Source organism: Kitasatospora sp. NPDC001603, assembly GCF_040298365.1.
Taxonomy (GTDB): domain Bacteria; phylum Actinomycetota; class Actinomycetes; order Streptomycetales; family Streptomycetaceae; genus Kitasatospora.
The window spans coordinates 82538-101168 of sequence record NZ_JBEPAA010000018.1 but is presented as its reverse complement, the minus strand read 5'-3'; the positions used below and the strand labels follow the sequence as shown (position 1 = coordinate 101168).

The 18631-nt window shown below is 76.1% G+C and carries 16 protein-coding genes and 1 riboswitch; of the genes, 5 read left to right on the top strand and 11 right to left on the bottom strand.

What is annotated here, in order from left to right:
* The first annotated feature begins 156 nt into the window (after nt 1-156).
* Together ABT263_RS14655 and ABT263_RS14650 are read left to right on the top strand one after the other, a co-directional pair.
* Nucleotides 157-714 carry a GNAT family N-acetyltransferase gene (locus tag ABT263_RS14655; RefSeq protein WP_352290842.1) on the top strand — a complete coding sequence of 186 codons (558 nt, stop codon included), beginning with the start codon at nt 157-159 and terminating at the stop codon, nt 712-714.
* Between the two features lie 18 nt (nt 715-732).
* Nucleotides 733-1386, top strand: a complete 654-nt coding sequence (locus tag ABT263_RS14650) for an SDR family NAD(P)-dependent oxidoreductase (protein WP_352290841.1) — start codon at nt 733-735, stop codon at nt 1384-1386.
* Here ABT263_RS14650 and metE read toward each other — a convergent pair.
* Nucleotides 1280-3589: a 5-methyltetrahydropteroyltriglutamate--homocysteine S-methyltransferase gene (gene metE / locus ABT263_RS14645; protein ID WP_352290840.1), complete on the bottom strand. Its 2310-nt coding sequence runs from the start codon at nt 3587-3589 to the stop codon at nt 1280-1282. The genes ABT263_RS14650 and metE overlap by 107 nt on opposite strands.
* Nucleotides 3590-3727: 138 nt before the next feature.
* Nucleotides 3728-3951: riboswitch (cobalamin riboswitch) on the bottom strand.
* Between the two features lie 42 nt (nt 3952-3993).
* On the opposite strand from metE, the gene ABT263_RS14640 reads away from it, so the two are divergent.
* Together ABT263_RS14640 and cobF are read left to right on the top strand one after the other, a co-directional pair.
* Nucleotides 3994-4161, top strand: a complete 168-nt coding sequence (locus ABT263_RS14640; RefSeq protein ID WP_352290839.1) for a hypothetical protein — start codon at nt 3994-3996, stop codon at nt 4159-4161.
* Nucleotides 4162-4312: 151 nt separating this feature from the next.
* Entirely contained in the window at nt 4313-5071 is a 759-nt protein-coding gene (cobF, locus tag ABT263_RS14635) for a precorrin-6A synthase (deacetylating) (protein WP_352290838.1), read from the top strand.
* A 146-nt stretch (nt 5072-5217) separates the two neighbouring features.
* Here cobF and ABT263_RS14630 read toward each other — a convergent pair whose 3' ends face one another.
* From ABT263_RS14630 to ABT263_RS14620, 3 genes are all read right to left on the bottom strand, one after another.
* Nucleotides 5218-5835 (bottom strand): winged helix DNA-binding protein, encoded by a 618-nt coding sequence (locus ABT263_RS14630; protein ID WP_352290837.1) that lies wholly within the window; start codon nt 5833-5835, stop codon nt 5218-5220.
* A 259-nt stretch (nt 5836-6094) separates the two neighbouring features.
* Nucleotides 6095-7039 carry a M56 family metallopeptidase gene (locus ABT263_RS14625; RefSeq protein WP_352290836.1) on the bottom strand — a complete coding sequence of 315 codons (945 nt, stop codon included), beginning with the start codon at nt 7037-7039 and terminating at the stop codon, nt 6095-6097.
* Nucleotides 7036-7425, bottom strand: coding sequence for a BlaI/MecI/CopY family transcriptional regulator (locus ABT263_RS14620; RefSeq protein WP_352290835.1), 390 nt, complete (start codon nt 7423-7425; stop codon nt 7036-7038). Before ABT263_RS14620 ends, ABT263_RS14625 begins: the two co-directional genes overlap by 4 nt.
* A gap of 188 nt (nt 7426-7613) precedes the next feature.
* Here ABT263_RS14620 and ABT263_RS14615 point away from each other — a divergent pair, with 188 nt between their 5' ends.
* The gene (locus ABT263_RS14615) at nt 7614-8192 is read left to right on the top strand and encodes a flavoprotein (RefSeq protein ID WP_352290834.1); all 579 of its coding nucleotides are present in this window, start codon (nt 7614-7616) and stop codon (nt 8190-8192) included.
* Nucleotides 8193-8214: 22 nt separating this feature from the next.
* Here ABT263_RS14615 and ABT263_RS14610 read toward each other — a convergent pair whose 3' ends face one another.
* The 7 genes from ABT263_RS14610 to ABT263_RS14580 all read right to left on the bottom strand — a co-directional run bounded on the left by ABT263_RS14610 (nt 8215) and on the right by ABT263_RS14580 (nt 18622).
* Nucleotides 8215-9240, bottom strand: a complete 1026-nt coding sequence (locus ABT263_RS14610; protein WP_352290833.1) for a chitinase — start codon at nt 9238-9240, stop codon at nt 8215-8217.
* A 471-nt stretch (nt 9241-9711) separates the two neighbouring features.
* Complete coding sequence (locus ABT263_RS14605) at nt 9712-9849, bottom strand: hypothetical protein (protein WP_352290832.1); 138 nt, start codon at nt 9847-9849, stop codon at nt 9712-9714.
* Between the two features lie 265 nt (nt 9850-10114).
* The gene (locus tag ABT263_RS14600) at nt 10115-11020 is read right to left on the bottom strand and encodes a helix-turn-helix domain-containing protein (protein ID WP_352290831.1); all 906 of its coding nucleotides are present in this window, start codon (nt 11018-11020) and stop codon (nt 10115-10117) included.
* On the bottom strand, nt 11017-11775 hold the full coding sequence (locus tag ABT263_RS14595; protein ID WP_352290830.1) for a phytanoyl-CoA dioxygenase family protein: 759 nt from the start codon (nt 11773-11775) through the stop codon (nt 11017-11019). The genes ABT263_RS14600 and ABT263_RS14595 overlap by 4 nt, the downstream gene beginning before the upstream one ends.
* A 325-nt stretch (nt 11776-12100) precedes the next feature.
* The gene (locus ABT263_RS14590) at nt 12101-14923 is read right to left on the bottom strand and encodes a condensation domain-containing protein (RefSeq protein ID WP_352290829.1); all 2823 of its coding nucleotides are present in this window, start codon (nt 14921-14923) and stop codon (nt 12101-12103) included.
* Nucleotides 14920-16743 (bottom strand): non-ribosomal peptide synthetase, encoded by a 1824-nt coding sequence (locus ABT263_RS14585; protein WP_352290828.1) that lies wholly within the window; start codon nt 16741-16743, stop codon nt 14920-14922. Before ABT263_RS14585 ends, ABT263_RS14590 begins: the two co-directional genes overlap by 4 nt.
* Before the next feature lie 64 nt (nt 16744-16807).
* Nucleotides 16808-18622 carry an amino acid adenylation domain-containing protein gene (locus ABT263_RS14580; protein WP_352290827.1) on the bottom strand — a complete coding sequence of 605 codons (1815 nt, stop codon included), beginning with the start codon at nt 18620-18622 and terminating at the stop codon, nt 16808-16810.
* Between the last annotated feature and the right edge of the window lie 9 nt (nt 18623-18631).

Sequence of the window (18631 nt, the reverse complement as noted above, 5' to 3'; positions counted from 1 at the left end):
CGGCGCCGGGTCGCACCGCTCCGGCCGCACCGGGCGGACGGTTCGACCCGGCGGGCGCCTTTCAGGCTCCGGCGAGCCCCGGCGGGAACGCCACCACCCGCCCGCTGCACGGGAATCCGCTGGTGCGAACGGCACCGGCCCTGATAGCAATGTGACATGCTACACAACTCCAAAGTCGCCCTCCGGGCCAGACACGACGCCGACGTCCCCGTACTGCAGGCCGAGCTGTACGACGACGTCGCCACCCGCTCCCGGGCCGACTCCCGGCCCTGGCAGCCCGTTTCACCGGGCACCGCCTGGTCCCCGTACGCGGTCGCCGCCCCCTCGGACGAGGCCGCCTGCTTCTCCGTCACCACCCTCCCCTCGGGCGACCTCGCCGGCGAGGCCCTCCTCTGGGGCATCGACACCCACAACCGCACCGCCCATCTCGGCCTCGCCCTGCGCCCCGCCCTCCGCGGCCGGGGCCTGGCCCGCGAGGTCGTCGCGCTGCTGTGCCACTACGGCTTCACCGTCCGCGGCCTGCACCGCCTCCAGATCGACACCCTCGCCGAGAACCTGCCGATGATCGCCGCCGCGACCCGCGCCGGCTTCACCCTCGAAGGCACCCTGCGCCGCTCCGCCTGGGCCTACGGCGCCCACCGCGACGAAGTCGTGCTCGGCCTGCTCGCCGAGGAGTGGACCGCCCCGGCCGACGTGGCCTCCGACCGGGTCTGACCCGCCCCCGAGGCCCGGATGCGGCTCGGGGGCAGAGCTGCGACGGTTCCGGCCTGGGCCGCGCCCGGCCGGGGCGGACGGCGGCCGGGCAGCGCGCTGGAGGAGTCGACGATGGACCCGCACCTGTCGGGCGAGGCCGCCGTGGTGACCGGGGCGCGTAAGGGCATCGGCCTCGCCGTCACCCGGGCCCTCGCCGCCGAGGGCGTCAGCGTGCCGGCCGCCTCCCGGACCGTGACCGACGACCTCGCCGCGCTCGGCCGCACGACCGACCTCCCGCCGCTCCAGGTGGACCTCACCGCCGCGGACGGCCCGGAGCGGGCGGTCGCCGAGAGGTCGCCGATCGTGCCGCACCGGGCCCGCGGGCCCGCCCGGCGCGGCAGGACCAGCAGCCCGGGCGGCGGCGGACCCGAGGCCGGACCGGGGTGGGGGGGGGGGCCGGGGGGGGCCCCCCGCCCCCCCCCCCCCGGGGGGGCCCCGCCCCCCGGGGGGGGGGGGGGCGCGCGGGGGGGGGGGCGGGGGGGGGGGGGGGGGGGGGGCGCCCCCCCCCCCCCACCCCGGCGCGGTGTCAGCCGCCCAGTTCGGCGCGGACCAGCCTGGCCGCCTCGACCAGGTGCTCCAGCGAGGCCCGGGTCTCCGTCCAACCACGGGTCTTCAGGCCGCAGTCGGGGTTGACCCAGAGCCGCTCGGCCGGGATCGCGGCCAGCCCGGCGCGGAGCAGCGAGGCCGCCTCCTCGGTGCTCGGCACCCGGGGCGAGTGGATGTCGTAGACGCCGGGGCCGACCTCGCGCGGGTAGCCTGCCCCGGCCAGCTCGTGGGCGACCTCCATGTGCGAGCGGGCCGCCTCCAGGGAGATCACGTCGGCGTCGAGCTGGTCGATGGCGGTCATGATCGCGCCGAACTCGGCGTAGCACATGTGGGTGTGGATCTGGGTGTCGGCGCGGACCCCGGAGGTGGAGAGCCGGAAGGACTCGGTGGCCCACTCCAGGTAGGCCGCCCGGTCGGCGGACCGCAGCGGCAGGGTCTCGCGCAGCGCCGGCTCGTCGACCTGGATGACGGCGGCGCCGGCGGCCTCCAGGTCGGTGACCTCGTCGCGCAGGGCGAGCGCGACCTGCCGGGCGGTGTCGCCGGTCGGCTGGTCGTCCCGGACGAAGGACCAGGCGAGCATGGTCACCGGTCCGGTGAGCATGCCCTTGACCGGACGGTCCGTCAGTTCGGCCGCGTAGCGGTACCAGTCGACGGTCATCGGGTGCGGGCGGGAGATGTCCCCGGCCAGCACCGGCGGCCGGACGTAGCGGGTGCCGTAGGACTGCACCCAGCCGTGCCGGGTGGCCAGGTAGCCGGTCAGCTGCTCGGCGAAGTACTGCACCATGTCGTTGCGTTCGGGCTCGCCGTGGACGAGCACGTCGAGGCCGGCCTTCTCCTGGTAGGCGATCACCTCGCGGACCTCGGCCCGCATCCGGTCCCGGTAGGTTCCGTCGTCGATGCGGCCGGCGCGCAGGTCGGCTCGGGCGGTGCGCAGTTCGGTGGTCTGCGGGAAGGAGCCGATGGTGGTGGTCGGCAGCAGCGGCAGACCGAGCCGGGCCCGCTGCGCCTCGGCGCGCTCGGGGTAGGCCGGGGCGCGGCGGGCGTCCTCGGGGGCGGTGGCGGCGACCCGGGCCCGGACGGCCGGGTCGCGGGTCAGCGCGGAGCCGGCGCGGGAGGCCAGGTCGGCCCGGTTGGCGGCCAGTTGGGCCGCGATGGTGTCGGTGCCGTGGGCCAGGCCGCGGGCCAGGGTGGCGATCTCGGTGGTCTTCTGACGGGCGAAGGCGAGCCAGCGGGCGACCTGCGGGTCGAGGTCGCGCTCCAGGTCGGCGTCGAGCGGGACGTGCAGCAGCGAGCAGGACGGTGCGACGTCGACCCGGTCCGCCAGACCGAGCAGCGTGCCGAGGGTGGCGAGGGACTTCTCCAGGTTGTTGATCCAGATGTTGCGGCCGTCCACCACGCCCGCGACCAGGCGCTTGCCGGGCACTCCGCCGGCGGCGGCGAGGTCGTCGAGGTTGGCGGCGCCGGGGCCGGTGAAGTCCAGGCCGATGCCCTCGATCGGGGCCTTGGCCAGGACGGGCAGGGCCTCGCCGAGCCGGTCGAAGTAGCTGGTGACCAGCAGTTGCGGGCGGTCGGTGAGCGCACCGAGTTCGCGGTAGACGCGGGTGGCGGCGTTCAGTTCGGCCGGGGTGCGGTCCTGGACGAGCGCGGGCTCGTCCAGCTGGACCCAGTCGGCGCCGGCGGCCCGCAGGTCGGCGAGGAGTTCGGCGTAGACGGGCAGCAGCCGGTCCAGCAGGGTGACCGGCCGGAAGTCGGCGGCCACGCCTGGGGCGGGCTTGGCGAGCAGCAGGTAGGTCAGCGGTCCGACCAGCACGGGCCGGGGGCGGTGGCCGAGGCCGAGCGCCTCACGGAGCTCGGATACCGGCTTGGCGGAGTTCGCGGCGAAGACCGTGTCCGGGCCCAACTCCGGTACGAGGTAGTGGTAGTTGGTGTCGAACCACTTGGTCATCTCCAGCGGTGCGACGTCCTGGGTGCCGCGCGCCATGGCGAAGTAGCCGTCCAGCGGGTCGGTGTCGACGGCGGCGCGGTGGCGGGCCGGGATCGCGCCGACCGCGACCGTGGTGTCCAGGACGTGGTCGTAGAGCGAGAAGTCGCCGGTGGGGACTTCGGTGATGCCCGCGTCCGCCAGCTGCCGCCAGTTGGCGCGGCGCAGGACGGCGGCGGTGGCGTGCAGGGCGGCGGCGTCGACGCGGCCCGCCCAGTACCCCTCGACGGCCTTCTTCAGCTCCCGGTCGGCACCCTGCCTCGGGTAGCCGTACACGGTGGCCTGCGGGGTGGTGGAACTCGGTGACACGGAACTCTCCTTCGCGAGTCGCGCTGCGATCCCGGGAGAGCACGACGGCGTGGAGGTACGGCAGTGGGGGCACGGCACCGGGGTGGGCCCGCCCGCTCCGCCGACCCGCCCTCGAGGTCACCGAGATCACCGCGTGCGGGGTGCACGCGGGCAGTGGCAGGTCTTCGGACTCGCGGGCACGTCCGCCTGGCTTCCAGGCCGGACACCTACTGGCCGTCGCTTCCCGGGCCCGGCTGGGCCCAGTGCGTGTGACGGCGGTCGTTCCCACTCACCGCTGCGGGGCAGTCCCGGATTCCCACCGGGTTCCCTCTTGCGACGCCGTGGCTGGAGGACACGGCGAACCGACTGCACCGCCCACCCTAGGCCCATCGCCGGCGGCGCGTCAGTGATTGTCCGGATCGCGGATGGCCGGGACGGCCCCGGCGGCCCCGGCCGCCCGGGCAGTTCAGGTGGTGGTCGAGGCGGTGGTCGAGGACGAGCGCGTCAACAAGGACGTGCTGGTCACCCTGGCCGAGGTGCTCGCCGCCGCGCACACCGCGCCGGCTTCCCCCGACGGCGGAATCAGCACATGACGGCCCGTCGTGGTGACGGCCGAAAGGCCGGGTCGAGGGCGCGTGCATGACGTCACAGCGCCGCCGGACCGGTCGCCCGCGGCCCACCCGGCGGTTCGCCCGGGACCGGCCGCGCCCGGCGGACGGGGAGCCGCGCGGCACAATCACTGTCATGCGGCACATCTTTCTCATCGGCATCGGGGCGGGCGATCCCGACCACCTCACCCTGCAGGCGGTCAAGGCCCTCGCCCGCACCGACGTCTTCTTCATCCTCGACAAGAACGAGGAACGGCAGGACCTCATCCGGCTGCGCCGGCAGCTGCTGACCGAGCACGGCCGCCCGGGCCACCGCGTCATCGAGGTCGCGGACGCCGAGCGGGACCGCGCCACCCCGGCGTACACCGCGGCCGTGGACGACTGGCGCACCCGCCGGGCCGACCTGGTCGAGCGGCTGGTCGCCGAACACCTCGGCCCGGAGGAGACCGGCGCGTTCCTGGTCTGGGGCGACCCGAGCCTCTACGACAGCGTCATCGCCGTGATCGACGAGGTCCTGGCCCGCGGCGGCGCCACCTTCGGGTACGAGGTGGTCCCGGGCATCAGCAGCGTCTCGGCGCTCGCCGCCCGCCACCGCACCACCCTGACCCGGGTCGGCCGCCCGCTGCAGATCACCACCGGCCGCCGCCTCGCCGAGGGCTTCCCCGAGCAGGTGGACGACGTGGTGGTGATGCTGGACGGGCGGGCCGCGTTCACCGGGATCGACCCCGAGGGGCTGGAGATCTTCTACGGCGCCTACCTGGGCACCCCGGACGAGATCCTCGCCGCCGGCCCCCTCGCCGAAACCGCCCCCCGGATCCGCGCGCTCCGCGACGAGGCGCGCGAACGCAAGGGCTGGATCATGGACACCTACCTCCTCCGCCGCTCCGGGAGCTGACCCACACCCGCCCCCGGGCCGACCGATCAGTAGCGCGCGGCGCCCGTTTCACCTGGTGAGGCGGTTACCGGCAGCCGGTGCCACGGGAAGCGCCGGCCACCGCGACGGACCGGGGAGGACGCCGACCCGCCGGCATCACCGGACGGCTACGAACCGGCCGGGGCCCCGCCCTCCTCCCGGTCGGCCACGTCCTCGGACCGCTCGCCGGCCACCCCGGCCGCCCCGCCGGCGCCCTCGCGCTCGACGGCCCACTCCGTACGGCGTTCGCGGGTCAGCACCCAGTCGGCGGCCCGGCGCGGAGCCGAGCCCGCCGAACCGCCACGGGCGGCGGCGGCGCACACCCGCCGCAGCAGGGAGTTCAGCTGGGTGCGCTCACCGCGCGTCAGGGACACCAGCAGGTCGTCCTGCACGGCCGACGCGTCGCTGTGCAGGATCTCCAGCGCGAGCTGCCCCGAGGAGGTGAGCGTCAGCACCTCGTGCCGACCGCCGACCTGGACGAACAGGGACTGCACCAGGCCCGCCGCGACGAGATCGTCGAGAGTCTGCGCGGTGTCGACCGTACCCCCGTCGATCCCGGCGACCAGATCGGGCCGGGCGTGCGGGCCCAGCCGGGCCAGCGTGGAGAGGACGGACAGGTGCGCCGGGCTCATCCCCCGGAACTCCAGGCGCGCCGCGAGCAGGGCGTCCGCCGCCCGGCCGGCCGCCGACAGGAGGTGGACGGTCTGCTCGAAGGGACTCGACGATCCCTTCCCCCTGTCGTACACGTCGCATCCAATCGCTGGTGGAGGGCTGCACCACCTCCGGCGGGGGTCACGGGACCACCGACGCCATGCCACGCTGCCGAACGCCGATCACCGGAGGGCCGCGAAACCCGCTCGCGCGCCGCGCCGGGCACGGCGCCGCATCGCGCCGCACGGCGCACCGAGGCCAACGATAGCCGCGCCGCGCCGATCGGTCTACATCGATGTCGTCCGCGACACCCGCTCCCCCGCCGCCGGCGGCCGGCACCGACAACGGCACCCGTCACCGGCCCGGCATGGCCCGCGCGGCGTACTCCACGTACTCGTGCAGCCCGTACGCCAGCCCCGGGATCAGCACCGACACCGCCACCACCGCCACCAGCCAGGCCACGCCCACCCGCCTCGCGCGACCGCGCGGTAGGACCGGCACCGACCCCAGCAGCGCCTCGACCCGCCGCGGCACCGGACCGGCGCCCACCGACAGCAGCGGGTTCCGGCTCCCGCCCGCCCGGGTGGCGGCGGACCCGGCCAGCGCCGCCCGCGCGATCGCCGCCGCCGCCAGCCGGCGGTCCCCCACCGACCCGGCCGCGGCCTCGTCGGCCCAGCGTTCCAGGTGGAAGCCCAGCGCCTCCCGCAGGCCCCGCAGCGCCGGGTGCACCGCCGCCGCGAGGTCCGTGACGACGGACAGCACGTGGTGGCGCCCCGCCAGGTGGGCCCGCTCGTGCGCGAGCAGCACCTCGCGCTCCGCCGGACCGAGTTCGCGCACCATGCCCGAGGTCACCACGACCCGCCCGGGGCGCCCGCGGAAGCCGGGCAGGGCGAAGGCCTCCGCGTCGCCGCCCGGCACCACCAGCACGTCGCCGTCGGCCACCCCGTCACCGGTGGACTCCCAGGCCTTCGCGAGCAGCGCGCGATGGGCCAGCCAGCGGCGCGCCAGCAGCACGGCCTGGACCGCCAGCACCACCCCGGCCGCGCCGGAGACCGGCACGACGGCCGGCCACCGCTCCAGCACGCGCGCCGGCGGCACCCGCTCCATCGAGGCGAGGAACGGCACGTGGAACAGTGCGACCAGCGCCGCCGCGGTGCCGCCCGCCAGCAGCACGGCCGCACCCGTCAGCGCCACGCACGCCTCGCGCGGCGGCAGGAGCGCGGCCAGCCGGCGGGCGGCGGGCGCCGCGCCCCACGGAGCCAGCAGCGTCAGCGCGACCAGGGCGAGGGCCAGGGTCATCCGCGGCCCTCTCCGTCCGGGGCCTCCAGCAGGAGGCGCCGCAGCACCTCCTCGTCCCCCTCGGACAGCGATGACACGAACCGCTTCAGCACCAGCTCACGGTGCGGGTCGCTCTCCAGTTCACGGCGCATCCGCCCGGCCACCAGACCGGCGGCGTCGGCGACCGGCGCGTACGCGAAGCCCCGCCCCGGGCGGCTGCGCTCCAGCGTCCCGTTCTCGTGCAGCCGGCCCAGCACCGTCGCCACCGTCGTCCGGGCCAGCCCCCGGTCGAGCGCCTCGTTGACCTCCTGCGCCGTCAGCGGCCGCTCGGCCGCCCACAGCACGGCCAGTACGTCCGCGACCAGCTCGCCGTGCGGCCGCCTCGTGTCCCGGCTGTCGTCCACCATGTCTCCCGTCCACGGCCGCGCCGCCGGGCAGACGTACAGCGAACCCGGCGACGCCCGCGCCCTCACCACGGCCGACTACATGGTCGTAGACGATCCGGTCGGATGTTCGTAAGGTATGCCTCACCCAACTGTACTGGCCCCACCGGCAGGGCAGACTGGCCGCAGGGGCGCCGCCCTGGGGCTTCACCATGGTGGCCGGGAGAGTCGGGAGTTCAGGTGTGACCGCGCATCGCGAGCCGTTCCTCTACATCGTCGTCTGCGCGTCGGGCATCGCCGGCGGAGTGGACGAGCTGATCACCGCCGCCCGGGCCGAGGGCTGGGGAGTCGGCGTGATCGCCACCCCGAACGGACTCGGGTTCATCGACCGGAAGGCCGTCGAAGCCCGGACCGGCTACCCGATCCGCTCCGCCTGGCGCACGCCGGGCGACCCCCGGCCGCTGCCCCCGGCGGACGCCATCGCGGTGGCGCCCGCCACGTTCAACACCATCAACAAGTGGGCCGCCGGCATCTCCGACACCCTCGCCCTCGGCATCCTCTGCGAGGCGTACGGCCTGGGCATCCCGGTGGCCGTCCAGCCCTACCTCAACGCCGCCCAGGCCGCCCACCCCGCCTACGCGGAGAGCCTGACCCGGCTCCGGTCGATGGGCGTCCTGATCGGTGACGCCGCCCCCCACCAGCCCAAGGCCGAGGGGGCCGGCGCCGCGTACGACTGGACCCGGGTGCTCGACCTGCTCCGCCCGGTGATCGCCGCGGCGGGCCGGGAGTAACGGCCCGCCGCCACCGCCACCGTCACCGGGGGGTCCTCCGGAAGGCGTCCGGGGTGCGGGCGGTCCACGGCCGGGAGTGCGTGCGCGGGAACGGGTCGAGGATGCGGGAGAAGTGGGCGGGATCCTGGGCGGTGCCGCTGCACCGCTCCGAAAGGGTGCCCGCCACCGCGCAGGGCCGGTCCCGCCCGACCGACCAGAAGGCGAGCAGCCGGATGCCCTTCTCGGCCGCGAACCTCGCCAGGCGGGCGGCGTCCTCGGTGGAGAAGACCTCGTTGACGGCGTCGTTGACCCCGATCATCGGGGTGTTGCCCTGCATCGCCCACAGCTGCTCGGGGCTCTTCTCCGGCCAGAGCCGCCCGAGTTGCTCGTGCAGTCCGGTCGCCGCCCCGATCGCGGCGGCGCCCATGTCGAGGTCGGGCCCGTAGTCCATCGTCATGACGTTGACCACGTCCACGTCCAGTCCGTGCTGCCGCGCGTTGGTCAGCAGCCACACCCCGTTGTCGGACAGGCCCCAGGGGTTGACCGGCAGGGTGTAGTCCACGTCGAGCGGGCGGCCGAGCAGGCGGTACTCCTGCTGCAGTTCGGCGAGCGCCTGGTTGCGGCGGTCGTCGGACTGCTGGTCGTCCAGCGCCGCGCCCTCGATGTCGAGGTCGATCCTGGTGACGCCCAGGGTGTTCACGACGCGCCGGTAGGCGGCCTTCAGGGCGCTCACCGTGTCGCAGGCCTGAGCGAGTTCACGCCCACCGGCCCCGCCGAAGGAGACGATCGCGTCGCCGCCCGCCGTCCGCAGACCCCGCAGGGCCGACAGCCACTCCGGGTCGTCGACGGGGATGGTGCCGTCGAAGGCACCGTTGCACCCGCCGTCGCTGACGACGAAGGCGAGGGTGAAGTAGCTCAGGCCGGTGTTCCTGCGGACCTCGGCGAGCGTGTCGGGCGAGTTCCAGGTCTCCAGGTAGGGGGCGGTGAAGTGGGCCGGGAACCCGGGGCGGTGGTGGATCGGCGGCCGCACCGGGCCCGGGGAGCCGCGGGAGACGGCGCTCGCGGGCACGACACCGAGCGGCACGGGAGCCGGGGGCGGGGGGCCGGCAGCCGTGGCACCCGGCGGCGTGGAACCGAGCGGCGCAGCTCCGACGGCGGGGGTAGCGGCAGGGTGACCGCCGACCGCCGGGGTACCGAGAGACGCGGAGCCCAGAGGCGCGGGGCCGAGAGGCAGGGAACCGACCGCGAGGCCCGGCATGGCGGTCGCATGGGCCGGTGCGACGAGCAGCAGAGCCGCGCCCAGGGCCAGCGGGGGGAGGAACGAACTCGGACGGAAGGGGCTGGGCAAGGCGCTGCTCTCTCTTCTGATCCTGGATCGGTGGTCCCCGAGGCTGCCGAGGAGGCCGCCCGGCTCAGGGCCGGACGCCGGAGCGGGTGTCGTGCGGGGGGGCGGAGGTGGCGGGCGAGACCCTCGGTCCTCGCAGGCGGGACCGTGGACGGCCCCACCCGGGCGGACGCAGGGCGCCGGCGCCGACGGGCGTCAGTCCCGGGTGGCCGGGAACTCCACCCCGGGCCTGTCCCCCACCCCGCTGGGGATCCCGACGAAGCACCCGCCGGCCGGCGTCAGCGAGCCGCACAGCACGGCGGCGGACCTCTTGGCGTGCGGGAAACGTGACACGGGGGTGCTCCCTCGACAGCGTGAGGCGGGCGGTACCGGCCTCGATTGCGTCGATTCGTTCCCGTGCGAAGAGTCGGCGGGGGTCGGCCGCGGCGAAATTCACCTGATGGGACGTCACGACCACCGGCCTCCTGACCGGGCTGCGGGCGGTTCAGAGGCTGCGGGCGGTGATGTCGCCGTAGGAGGTGGTGGCGCGGATGGTGAACGCCCCGCTGGGCCACCGGCTGGCCCGCCGGGGCGCCGGGCCGCCGGGCCGCCGGGCGGCTCAGAGGTGCAGGGTGCCCCGGAGCGTGCGGTGGGCGGCGGGTGGGTGGCCGTGGTGGCGGCGGAAGGCGGTGGTGAAGGCGCGGGTGTCGAGGTAGCCGCAGGAGCGGGCGATGTCGGCGATGCCGGTGGCGGAGTCCAGGAGCAGCATCGCCGCCAGGTCGAGCCGCATCCGGCGCAGCGAGGCCATCAGGGAGGAACCGGTCTCGGCCAGGAAGAGGCGTTCCGCATGGCGTGCGGAGAGGTGCGCGGCGGCCGCCACGTCGCGGACGGTGACGGGTCGGGCCAGGTTGTCGGCCAGGTAGCGCCGCATCAGCACCACCGGTGGCGAGAGGCGGGTACCGGGGCTCGCCGCCACCCGCAGGTCCTCCTCGGGGGCGAAGGCCCGGGCCGTCTCCACCACCAGGGCGGTGCCGAGACCGGTCAGCCCCGCCTGGTAGCCGGAGCGCAGCGGGACCGCCTGTTCGGCGAGGGCGGCCACCAGGGAGGCCAGCGACCCGATGCTCCGCGACACCGCCGGCCCGGCCAGGTCGGTGAGTCCGGACCACCAGCCGCGCTCGCCCGGCAGCGGCCCGGGCCGCCCCTCCCGCAGGGTGAACCCCCAGTAGACGATGCCGAGCGGCTCGGCGCGGCTCGACTCGATCTCGTGCACCACGCCGGGGCGGGCGACGAAGACGTCCCCCGCTCCGATCTCGTGGTGCTCCTGGCCGGTGCTGAACCGGCCGGCGCCGCCGTAGGCGAGGCAGACCTCGTAGAAGGAGTGCCGGTGCCAGTAGTTGCGCCACGGCGAGGTCGGGTAGAACCCCAGGTGGACGAAGTCGGCTCGGAAGTCGTCGACCGGGCAGCTCCGCAGGACACCGGTGAGTTCGCCGAACGCCCCGGCGTGCGCCAGTTGTTCCAGCGTCAAGCGTTCCTCCTGCCCGTGGGGTCGACCCCGGCCAGCATCATGCCCTGGCCCAGCGACTGGTCATGCGTGCGGACCGCCGGCGGATCCGCCGGGTCGCGGAACTGCACCAGCCAGGTGGTCCGCGCCTCCTCGCTGGTGTTGACCCCGGAGGCGTGGATCGTCAGGTAGGAGAAGAAGAGCACGTCCCCGGCCTCGGCGGGCAGGGGCAGCGCCGAGGCCAACGGCACCTGCGGGAGGTGGTGACTGCCCTCCGCCACGTGCTCCAGCGGGCCGAGCCGGTGGCTGCCCGGGACGATCCGCACGCAGCCCCTCTCCTCCGGGGCGTCGTCCAGGTGGAAGATCGCGGCGGCCACCCGGTGGTGGGTGTGCGGGAAGAACGGGTGGTCCTGGTGCGGCGGGAAGGGCGAGCCGTTCTCCGGGGGCTTCACGAACAGCTTGGTGTGGTGCAGTTGCACGTTCGGACCGCCCAGCACGGCCGCCGCGACGGAGGTGAAGCGTTCGTCCACCAGCAGTCGGGAGAAGGCCGCGGAGTGGAACTGCGCGTCGTGCAGGTGCTGGATGCGGGTCGGCCGGCCGCCCGCGAGGTCGGCCGCCGCACCCCAGGTCGGGTCCTCGCCGGTGTCCAGTGCGGCCAGCAGCCGGTGGGCGCCGCGGCGCAGCTCCGCCGCCTCCGCTCGGTCGAGCAGCCCCTTGACCAGTACGTAGCCGTTCTCCGCGTACTGCTCGGCCAGGGCCGCGAGTTCGGTCACCGTCACGCTCTCACTCCTTCGTCCCGCCCGGGCGGGAGGCTCCCGCCCGGTTCGGGATCGACGGTAGGCACTCGCCCGCGGCCGTGACAGACACGTGGCGGACGGCTCTGTTCGCGGGACGGACACGCCTGCCGGGGCCTCGTCCAACCGGTCGACGAGGTCCGCGGTGCTCAGGCCCGGGGTGGTCTCCCGCACGACGGCGTCGACTTCGTCGCGGTGGGCGACCCGGTCGGCGTTGCCCAGGAACCGGGGGTCGTCGGCCGTAGAACAGATCCAAGGAGCCCCGCCAGAAGGATTTCTGGCGGGGCTCCTTGACATGCTGTGGGCCGGCTCAGCCGACCATTGTCGCCAGGACGGTGCGCCAGTCCTCGCCCGGTTCGGGGGTGAGGGGGGCGGTCAGGGTCCCGGTCAGGTAGTGCCAGGGGCGGCGGAGTTCCTCGTCGGTGTCGGGGGCGGTGGTGATCGGGCTGTCGGTGCCGAGGAGGCGGACCAGTTCGGCGGTGAACTCCGCCCAGGAGACGTGTCCGCTCACCGCGTTGACGACCCGGCCGGCCGCCGGGTGGCCCGGTGTGGTGCAGGCGGCGAGGGCGCGGGCCAGGGCGGCGGCGTGCACCCAGGAGGCGCCGTACCAGTGGTCGGCCACCGGGAGGGCGATCGGGCGGCCGGCCAGGGCGGCCTGGTAGAGGGCTCCGGTGGAGCCCCAGCGGAGCTGGTCGCGCAGGCGGTGGTGCGGGCCCCAGACGATCGGGGCGCGCACGGCGGTGGCCTGGCCGCTCCGGGTGGCGGCGGCTTCGAACAGGATCCGTTCGCAGTCCAGCTTGGCCTGCCCGTACGGGGTGACCGCCGCGCCGCTGGGGCTGCCCTCGGGGACTTGGGTGCCCGTCGGGCGGCCGTACGCGTCGATGCTGCTGACGAAGACGAACGGGCCGCCGCCCCGCCAGCCGTCGACCAGGGCGCGCATCGCGGCGAGGTCGGTGGCGTGGTCGGTGAAGGTGCAGGCGGAGTGGATCACGGCGTCCGCCCCCTCGACGGCGCGCCGCAGGCTGTCCGGGTCGGCGAGGTCGCCCTCCGCCACCTCGGCACCGCTCAGGGCGGGCAGGTGCGCGGACTCGGGCCGGACCAGCACGCGGACCGGCCTGCCCTGCGCCATCAGCTCCTGGAGGACCGCCGCGCCGACCCCGCCGGTCGCGCCGGTGAGCAGCACGGTGCCGGTGCGGGAGCGGGTGCGCGGGCGGGCGCCGGAGGTCCGGGCGAGGGCCGCGCGGCGCTCGTCCTCGCGGGTGGCGAGCACCGCGGCGAGGGCGCGCGGGGTGCGCTGCTCCAGGACGTCGAGGCCGGTGAGCGGCAGCCCGGTGCGGATGCGCAGGCGTTCGGCGAGCTGGACCGCGACCAGGGAGTGGCCGCCGAGGGCGAAGAAGTCGCCGTCGGCGGGCGGGGTGGCGCCCAGCAGTTCGCCGAACGCCTCCCGGACGGTGTCCACCGGGCCGTCCGGAGGCAGTCCGTCACCGGGAGGTGTGGCGGCGCCCGGCAGCCGGGCGGGGTCGGGGGCGCCGTCGGGGTGGCGCGGCAGTCGGTCCACCAGGGTGACGGCGTGCGGGAGTTCGGCGGCCGGGAGGCGTCCGCGCAGGGCGGCGCGCAGCTCGGTGCCGGTCGGGGCGACCGGTCCGCGGACCACCGCGTAGGCGAGCGGCGGGCCGTCGGCGCGTTCGATCACGGCCGCCTCCACCACGCCGGGGTCGGCCAGCAGGCCTTCCACCACCGGGTGTTCGGCGGCGGCCAGGAGGCGTCCCGGCAGTTCGGACAGGCGCGGGTCCGCCTCCCCCGCCACCGCCGTGAGCACGGCGGCGAAGGCGTCGAGCAGGTCGACGGCGGTGGCCTCGTCCAGCGCGTCCCGGTCGTGCTGCACCAGGCAGCGCGGCGCCGGGCCCTCCTCGACGATCAGGGCCAGGCCGAACTTGGCCAGCCCCAGGTCGAGTTCGACGTTCTCGGAGGTCAGGCCCGGCAGCGTCAGCGGTGCGGCGGGCTGGATCAGGTCGCAGGTGACCGACAGCAGCGGGGTGCCGTCGGTGCCGCGGGCGGCCGCGCCGAGCCGCTCGACCACGAGGTCGAACGGCACGTCGTGGTGCCGCTGGGCGTCGAGCAGTTCGCCCCGTACGGCGGCCAGCAGTTCCGCGAACGACGGGTCTCCGTCCGGGTCGACCCGGACGGCGAGGGTGTTGACCGCGAGGCCGACGGTGTGCCGCAGGTCGGGCCGGGCGCGGTGGCCGCTGGCGCAGCCGAGGACGAGGTCGTCCTGCCCGGCGGCGGTCCGCAGGGTGGCGAACGCGGCGGCCAGGACGACGGTGAACAGGGTGGCGCCGTGCCGGGCGCCGAGGCCGCGCAGGCGGTCCAGGACGGCGGGGTCCAGCGGAGCGGCGTGCAGCGCGGCCCGGCGTTCGCGGGCGCCGGGCGGGACGGGCCGCAGCAGCGCCGGCGGGCGGGCACCGGTCAGCCGGGCGGCGAGCGCGTCGGCGGCGGCCGTGAGTTCGGCGTCCCGGGCGCGCTCCTGGCGGGCGTACTCGGCGTACGACGGTCCCGGCGCCGGGAGTCGGGGCGGCGTCCCGTCGCGACCGGCCTCGTACAGCGCGGCCAGGTCGGCGGCCAGGACCGGCAGCGAGCCCCCGTCGACGGCGATGTGATGGATCGTCAGGACCAGGGTGTGGTCCTGCGGCCCGTACCGCAGCAGGAGGGCGCGCAGCACCGGTCCGGTGGCGAGGTCGAACGGGCGGGCGGCCTCGGCGGCGAGCTGCACCGCGGCCGCCTCGTCCGTCGTGGCGTCCACGACCGGCAGCGGCACCGGGGCGACCGGGTCGGTCTGCTGGTACGGCTGTCCGGCGCGGCTCGGGTAGCGGGTGCGCAGGACGGCGTGCCGTTCGGTCAGCCCGGTGAGCGCGGCGGCGAGGGCCGCCCGGTCGAGCGGACCGCGCAGCCGGGCGGCGATCGGGACGTTGTACAGGGCGCCGCCCTGGCCGAGGTGGTCCATCAGCCACATCCGCTGCTGGGCGTGCGAGAGCGGGGCCGGGCCGTCGGGCACGGTCGGGCGGCGCGGCGGGGCGGCGGCGCTGCGCCGGCCACGGGCGCGGCGCAGCAGGTCGGCCTGGTCGACGGCGGTCACCGGCCCGCTCCCGGTGCCTCGTCCGAAGCGGCGGCGGGGCCCGTTGCGGCGGGAGCTCCCGCACCGCCCACGCCGTCGGCGGCCCGCAGGCCCCGTTCGAGCAGCTCCGCCTGCCCGGCGACGGTCGGGTGGTCGAGGAAGTCGCCGAGCGACAGCTCGACGCCGAGGTCCTCCCGCAGGTCGTCGACGACCCACATGGCGAGCAGCGAGTGGCCGCCCTCGGCGAGGAAGTCGGCGGCCGGGTCGGTGATCGGACGCTCCAGGGCCCGGCTCCAGGCCTCGGCGACGACCTGCTGGATCGGGGTGAGCGCGACGCGCTCGGCGGGGCGCTGCCCGACCTCGTCGGCGGCGGCCAGTGCCCGCCGGTCCACCTTTCCGGCACCGGTCAGCGGCAGCGCGGCGAGCACCGCCCAGGCGGTGGGCAGCAGATGGGCGGGCAGTCGCTCGGCGAGCCGGGCGCGCAGCGTCCCGACGGCCTGGCCGGCGCCTTCGGCGAGGACGACGCAGGCGGTGAGGGCGGCGTCGTCCTGCCCGGCCCTGCGGACCACGACGGCCGCCTCGGCGACCTCGGGGAGCTGCAGCAGCGCGTGCTCGACCTCGCCCGGTTCGATCCGGAAGCCGCGCACCTTGACCTGCTCGTCCGTACGGCCGTGGAACTCCAGCGTGCCGTCGGGCAGTTCGCGCACCAGGTCGCCGCTGCGGTAGGCACGACCGACGTCCGGCAGCTCGCGGAAGCGCTCGGCGGTCAGCTCGGGCCGGTTGACATAGCCCTGGGCGAGGCGTTCACCGGCGATCCACAGCTCGCCGACGGTGCCCGGCGGGACCGGCGCGAGCCGCTCGTCCAGGACGAGGACGCGGGCACCGCCGAAGGGCCGGCCGATCGGAACGGCGCCGGCGCAGTCGGCCTGGGTGACCCGGTGCAGGGTGGTGAAGGTGGTGGCCTCGGTCGGTCCGTAGACGTTGACCAGTTCGAGCCACGGGAAGGCGCGCAGCACCGAGCCCGCGTGCTCGGGCGACAGCACCTCGCCACCGACCGCCAGGGTGCGCAGCACCCCGAAGATCCGCGACTGCCGGGCGGCGAGGTGGTGGAAGAGCGCACTGGTGAGCAGCAGGGTGGTGACGCCGAACCGCTCGACGTCGCGGCCCAGGTCCTCCGCGGTCGGCCGGTCGGCCGGCGAGACGGCGACGGCGGCGCCGCGGGCCAGCGGGGCCCACAGCTCGAAGGTGGAGGCGTCGAAGGTGACGGCGGAGTGGAAGAGCACCCGGTCGCGCGGGCCGACCGCGATGGCGTCCGGGGCGGTGACCAGGTCGGTGACGGCGGCGTGCGGGACGAGCACGCCCTTGGGCCGCCCGGTGGAGCCGGAGGTGTAGAAGACCAGGGCGGGCGCGGCCGGGTCGGCGGCGTCGGGCGCCACCGCCCCGGTCGCGTCGGTGCCGTGCTCGGTCAGCACGAGGGTCCGGTCCTCGGTGAGGCCGGCCTCGGCGAGCAGCGCCTTGTCGCCGAGGACGAGCCGGACTCCGGCGTCGGCGGTCATCTCGGCGATGCGCGGGCGCGGGTAGGCCGGGTCGAGCGGGAGGACGTGGCCGCCGGTGCGCCAGATCGCGAGCTGGGCGACGACCAGGCGGGTGGAGCGGGCGCAGAGCAGGCCGACGGCGCTGCCGGGGCCGATTCCCCGGGCGGTCAGAACGGCGGCCAACCTGGCTGCGGCGTCCACGAGTTCGCGGTAGGTGAGGATGGTGGTGCCGTCGGTCACGGCGAGCGCGTCGGGCTGCCGTTCGGCCTGTTGGGCGATCAGCGCGGGCAAGGTCGCGATGGTCATGGTGTTCCCTTCCGGGCGCCCCGGCGGTACGGCCGGGGCGCCCCAGTGAGGCGGTGCGGGAGGGTCAGGCGGTCGCGGCCGGGGCGGCCGCCCGCTCCTCGACCAGGCGGGCGACGGCCCGCAGGTCCGGCTGGCGCAGCACCAGGGGTGCGCGCAGCCGGATCCCGTACGCGCTTTCGAGCGCCTCCAGCAGTCGGGCGGCGGCGAGCGAATTGCCGCCGGACGCCAGGAAGTTGTCGGCGAGGCCGAGGTCGGCACGGCCGATCAGCTCACGGCAGAGCTTCAGTACGGTGCGCTCGGTGGGGGTGTCGCCCTCCTCCGCCGCCGCGGGCTCCGGTGGCACCGCGGCCAGCAGCGCCCGGCGGTCCACCTTGCCGTTGGCGTCCAGCGGGAAGCGGTCCACCAACCGGACGGCGGAGGGCACCGCCTGCTCGGGAAGCCAGGGCCGGACGGCGTCCAGCAGCCGCGCCGGGTCGATGCCGCCCCCGGAGGCGGCCCCGCCGGCCTCCCCGCCGTCGCCCACCTGGACGAAGGCGAGCAGCCGGACGCCACCGGCGGGCGCCTGCTCGGCGGCCACGACCGCCCGGCGCACCCGCGGGTCGCGCTCGAACGCGGCCTCGACCTCGGCGGGTTCGATCCGCACACCGCTGACCTTGACCTGGTCGTCCAGGCGGCCCTGGAACTCCAGCACCCCGTCCGCACGCATGACGACCCGGTCGCCGGTGCGGTAGACCCGGTCGGTGCCGTCCACGCCCTCGGGGGCGTCGAGGAAGCGGAGGGCGGTCAGCTCGGGGTCGAGGTACCCGGCGGCCAGGCCGCGCCCGCCGATCCGCAGCTCACCGGAGACGCCGCGCGGCACCGGCCGGCCGTCCTCGTCGGTGACCAGCACGACCGCGCCCGCGATCGGCAGCCCGATCGGCGGTGCGCCGTCGCCGTGGCCGCCGCCGGGGGCCATCGTGTGCACGGTGGTGGTGACGGTGGCCTCGGCGGGGCCGTAGGCGTTGTGGACGGTGGCGGTGACGTCCGGCCCGGGGGCGCGGCGCAGCCGGTCGCCGCCGACGGTGAGGTGGCGCAGCGCCAGCCCGGCGGGCCAGGGGCGGCCCAGGACGGGCTCGGCCAGCGGAGTGGGCAGGACGGCCACGGTGATGCCGGCCTCGCCCCACCAGTCGGTGAGCGCGCCGGAGTCCCAGCGGACCGTCTCGGGGGCCACCACCAGGGCGGCGCCGGAGGTGAGGCCGGCCCACAGCTCCATCACGTGCGGGTCGAAGGCGACGCCGATCAGCAGGCTGTGCCGCTCGCCGGGACCGAGGCCGGTCAGCTCGCGGTACCACCGCAGCATCGCGCCGAGCGCGGGCCCGGTGACGGCGACGGCCTTCGGGGTGCCGGTGGACCCGGAGGTGAGCACCGCGTAGTGGGTGCCGGCCGGGACGGGCACCTGCGTGCCGGACGCCAGGGCGGCCACCACGCCCCCGGTGGGCAGGTCCAGCGCGAGGCGTTCGCCGCCCGGCGGCAGCAGGTCCGGCTCGCCGACCAGGCAGGCCGGTCGCAGCTGCTCGGCGACGGCCCGCAGCCGGCGCTCGCCGGGGCGCGGACCGAGCGGCAGGTGGACGGCGCCGAGCTTGGCGGCGGCCAGGGTGACGGCCACCAGCGACACCGAGTGGCCGAGGCAGACGCCGAGCAGGTCGCCCGGGCCGACCTTGCCGCGCAGGGCTTCGGCCGTCCTGTCGGCGAGGCGGTCGAGCTCGGCGTAGCTGTAGGTCCGCTCGCCGTCGATCAGCGCGGGGGCGTCCGGGGTGCGCTGCGCCCAGCTGGTGAACAGGTCGAGGATCGCGCCGTCCCGGTACGGACGGCCGGATGCGACGCTCAGGGATTCCATCATGGTCTCCTC

Excerpts from the sequence above, each read along its gene's own strand:
- ABT263_RS14655 (WP_352290842.1), top strand. The coding sequence starts at position 157 with ATGCTACACAACTCCAAAGTCGCCCTCCGGGCCAGACACGACGCCGAC.
- ABT263_RS14650 (WP_352290841.1), top strand. The coding sequence starts at position 733 with ATGCGGCTCGGGGGCAGAGCTGCGACGGTTCCGGCCTGGGCCGCGCCC.
- ABT263_RS14640 (WP_352290839.1), top strand. The coding sequence starts at position 3,994 with ATGGCCGGGACGGCCCCGGCGGCCCCGGCCGCCCGGGCAGTTCAGGTG.
- cobF (WP_352290838.1), top strand. The coding sequence starts at position 4,313 with ATGCGGCACATCTTTCTCATCGGCATCGGGGCGGGCGATCCCGACCAC.
- ABT263_RS14625 (WP_352290836.1), bottom strand. The coding sequence starts at position 7,039 with ATGACCCTGGCCCTCGCCCTGGTCGCGCTGACGCTGCTGGCTCCGTGG.
- ABT263_RS14620 (WP_352290835.1), bottom strand. The coding sequence starts at position 7,425 with ATGGTGGACGACAGCCGGGACACGAGGCGGCCGCACGGCGAGCTGGTC.
- ABT263_RS14615 (WP_352290834.1), top strand. The coding sequence starts at position 7,614 with ATGGTGGCCGGGAGAGTCGGGAGTTCAGGTGTGACCGCGCATCGCGAG.
- ABT263_RS14585 (WP_352290828.1), bottom strand. The coding sequence starts at position 16,743 with ATGACCATCGCGACCTTGCCCGCGCTGATCGCCCAACAGGCCGAACGG.
- ABT263_RS14580 (WP_352290827.1), bottom strand. The coding sequence starts at position 18,622 with ATGATGGAATCCCTGAGCGTCGCATCCGGCCGTCCGTACCGGGACGGC.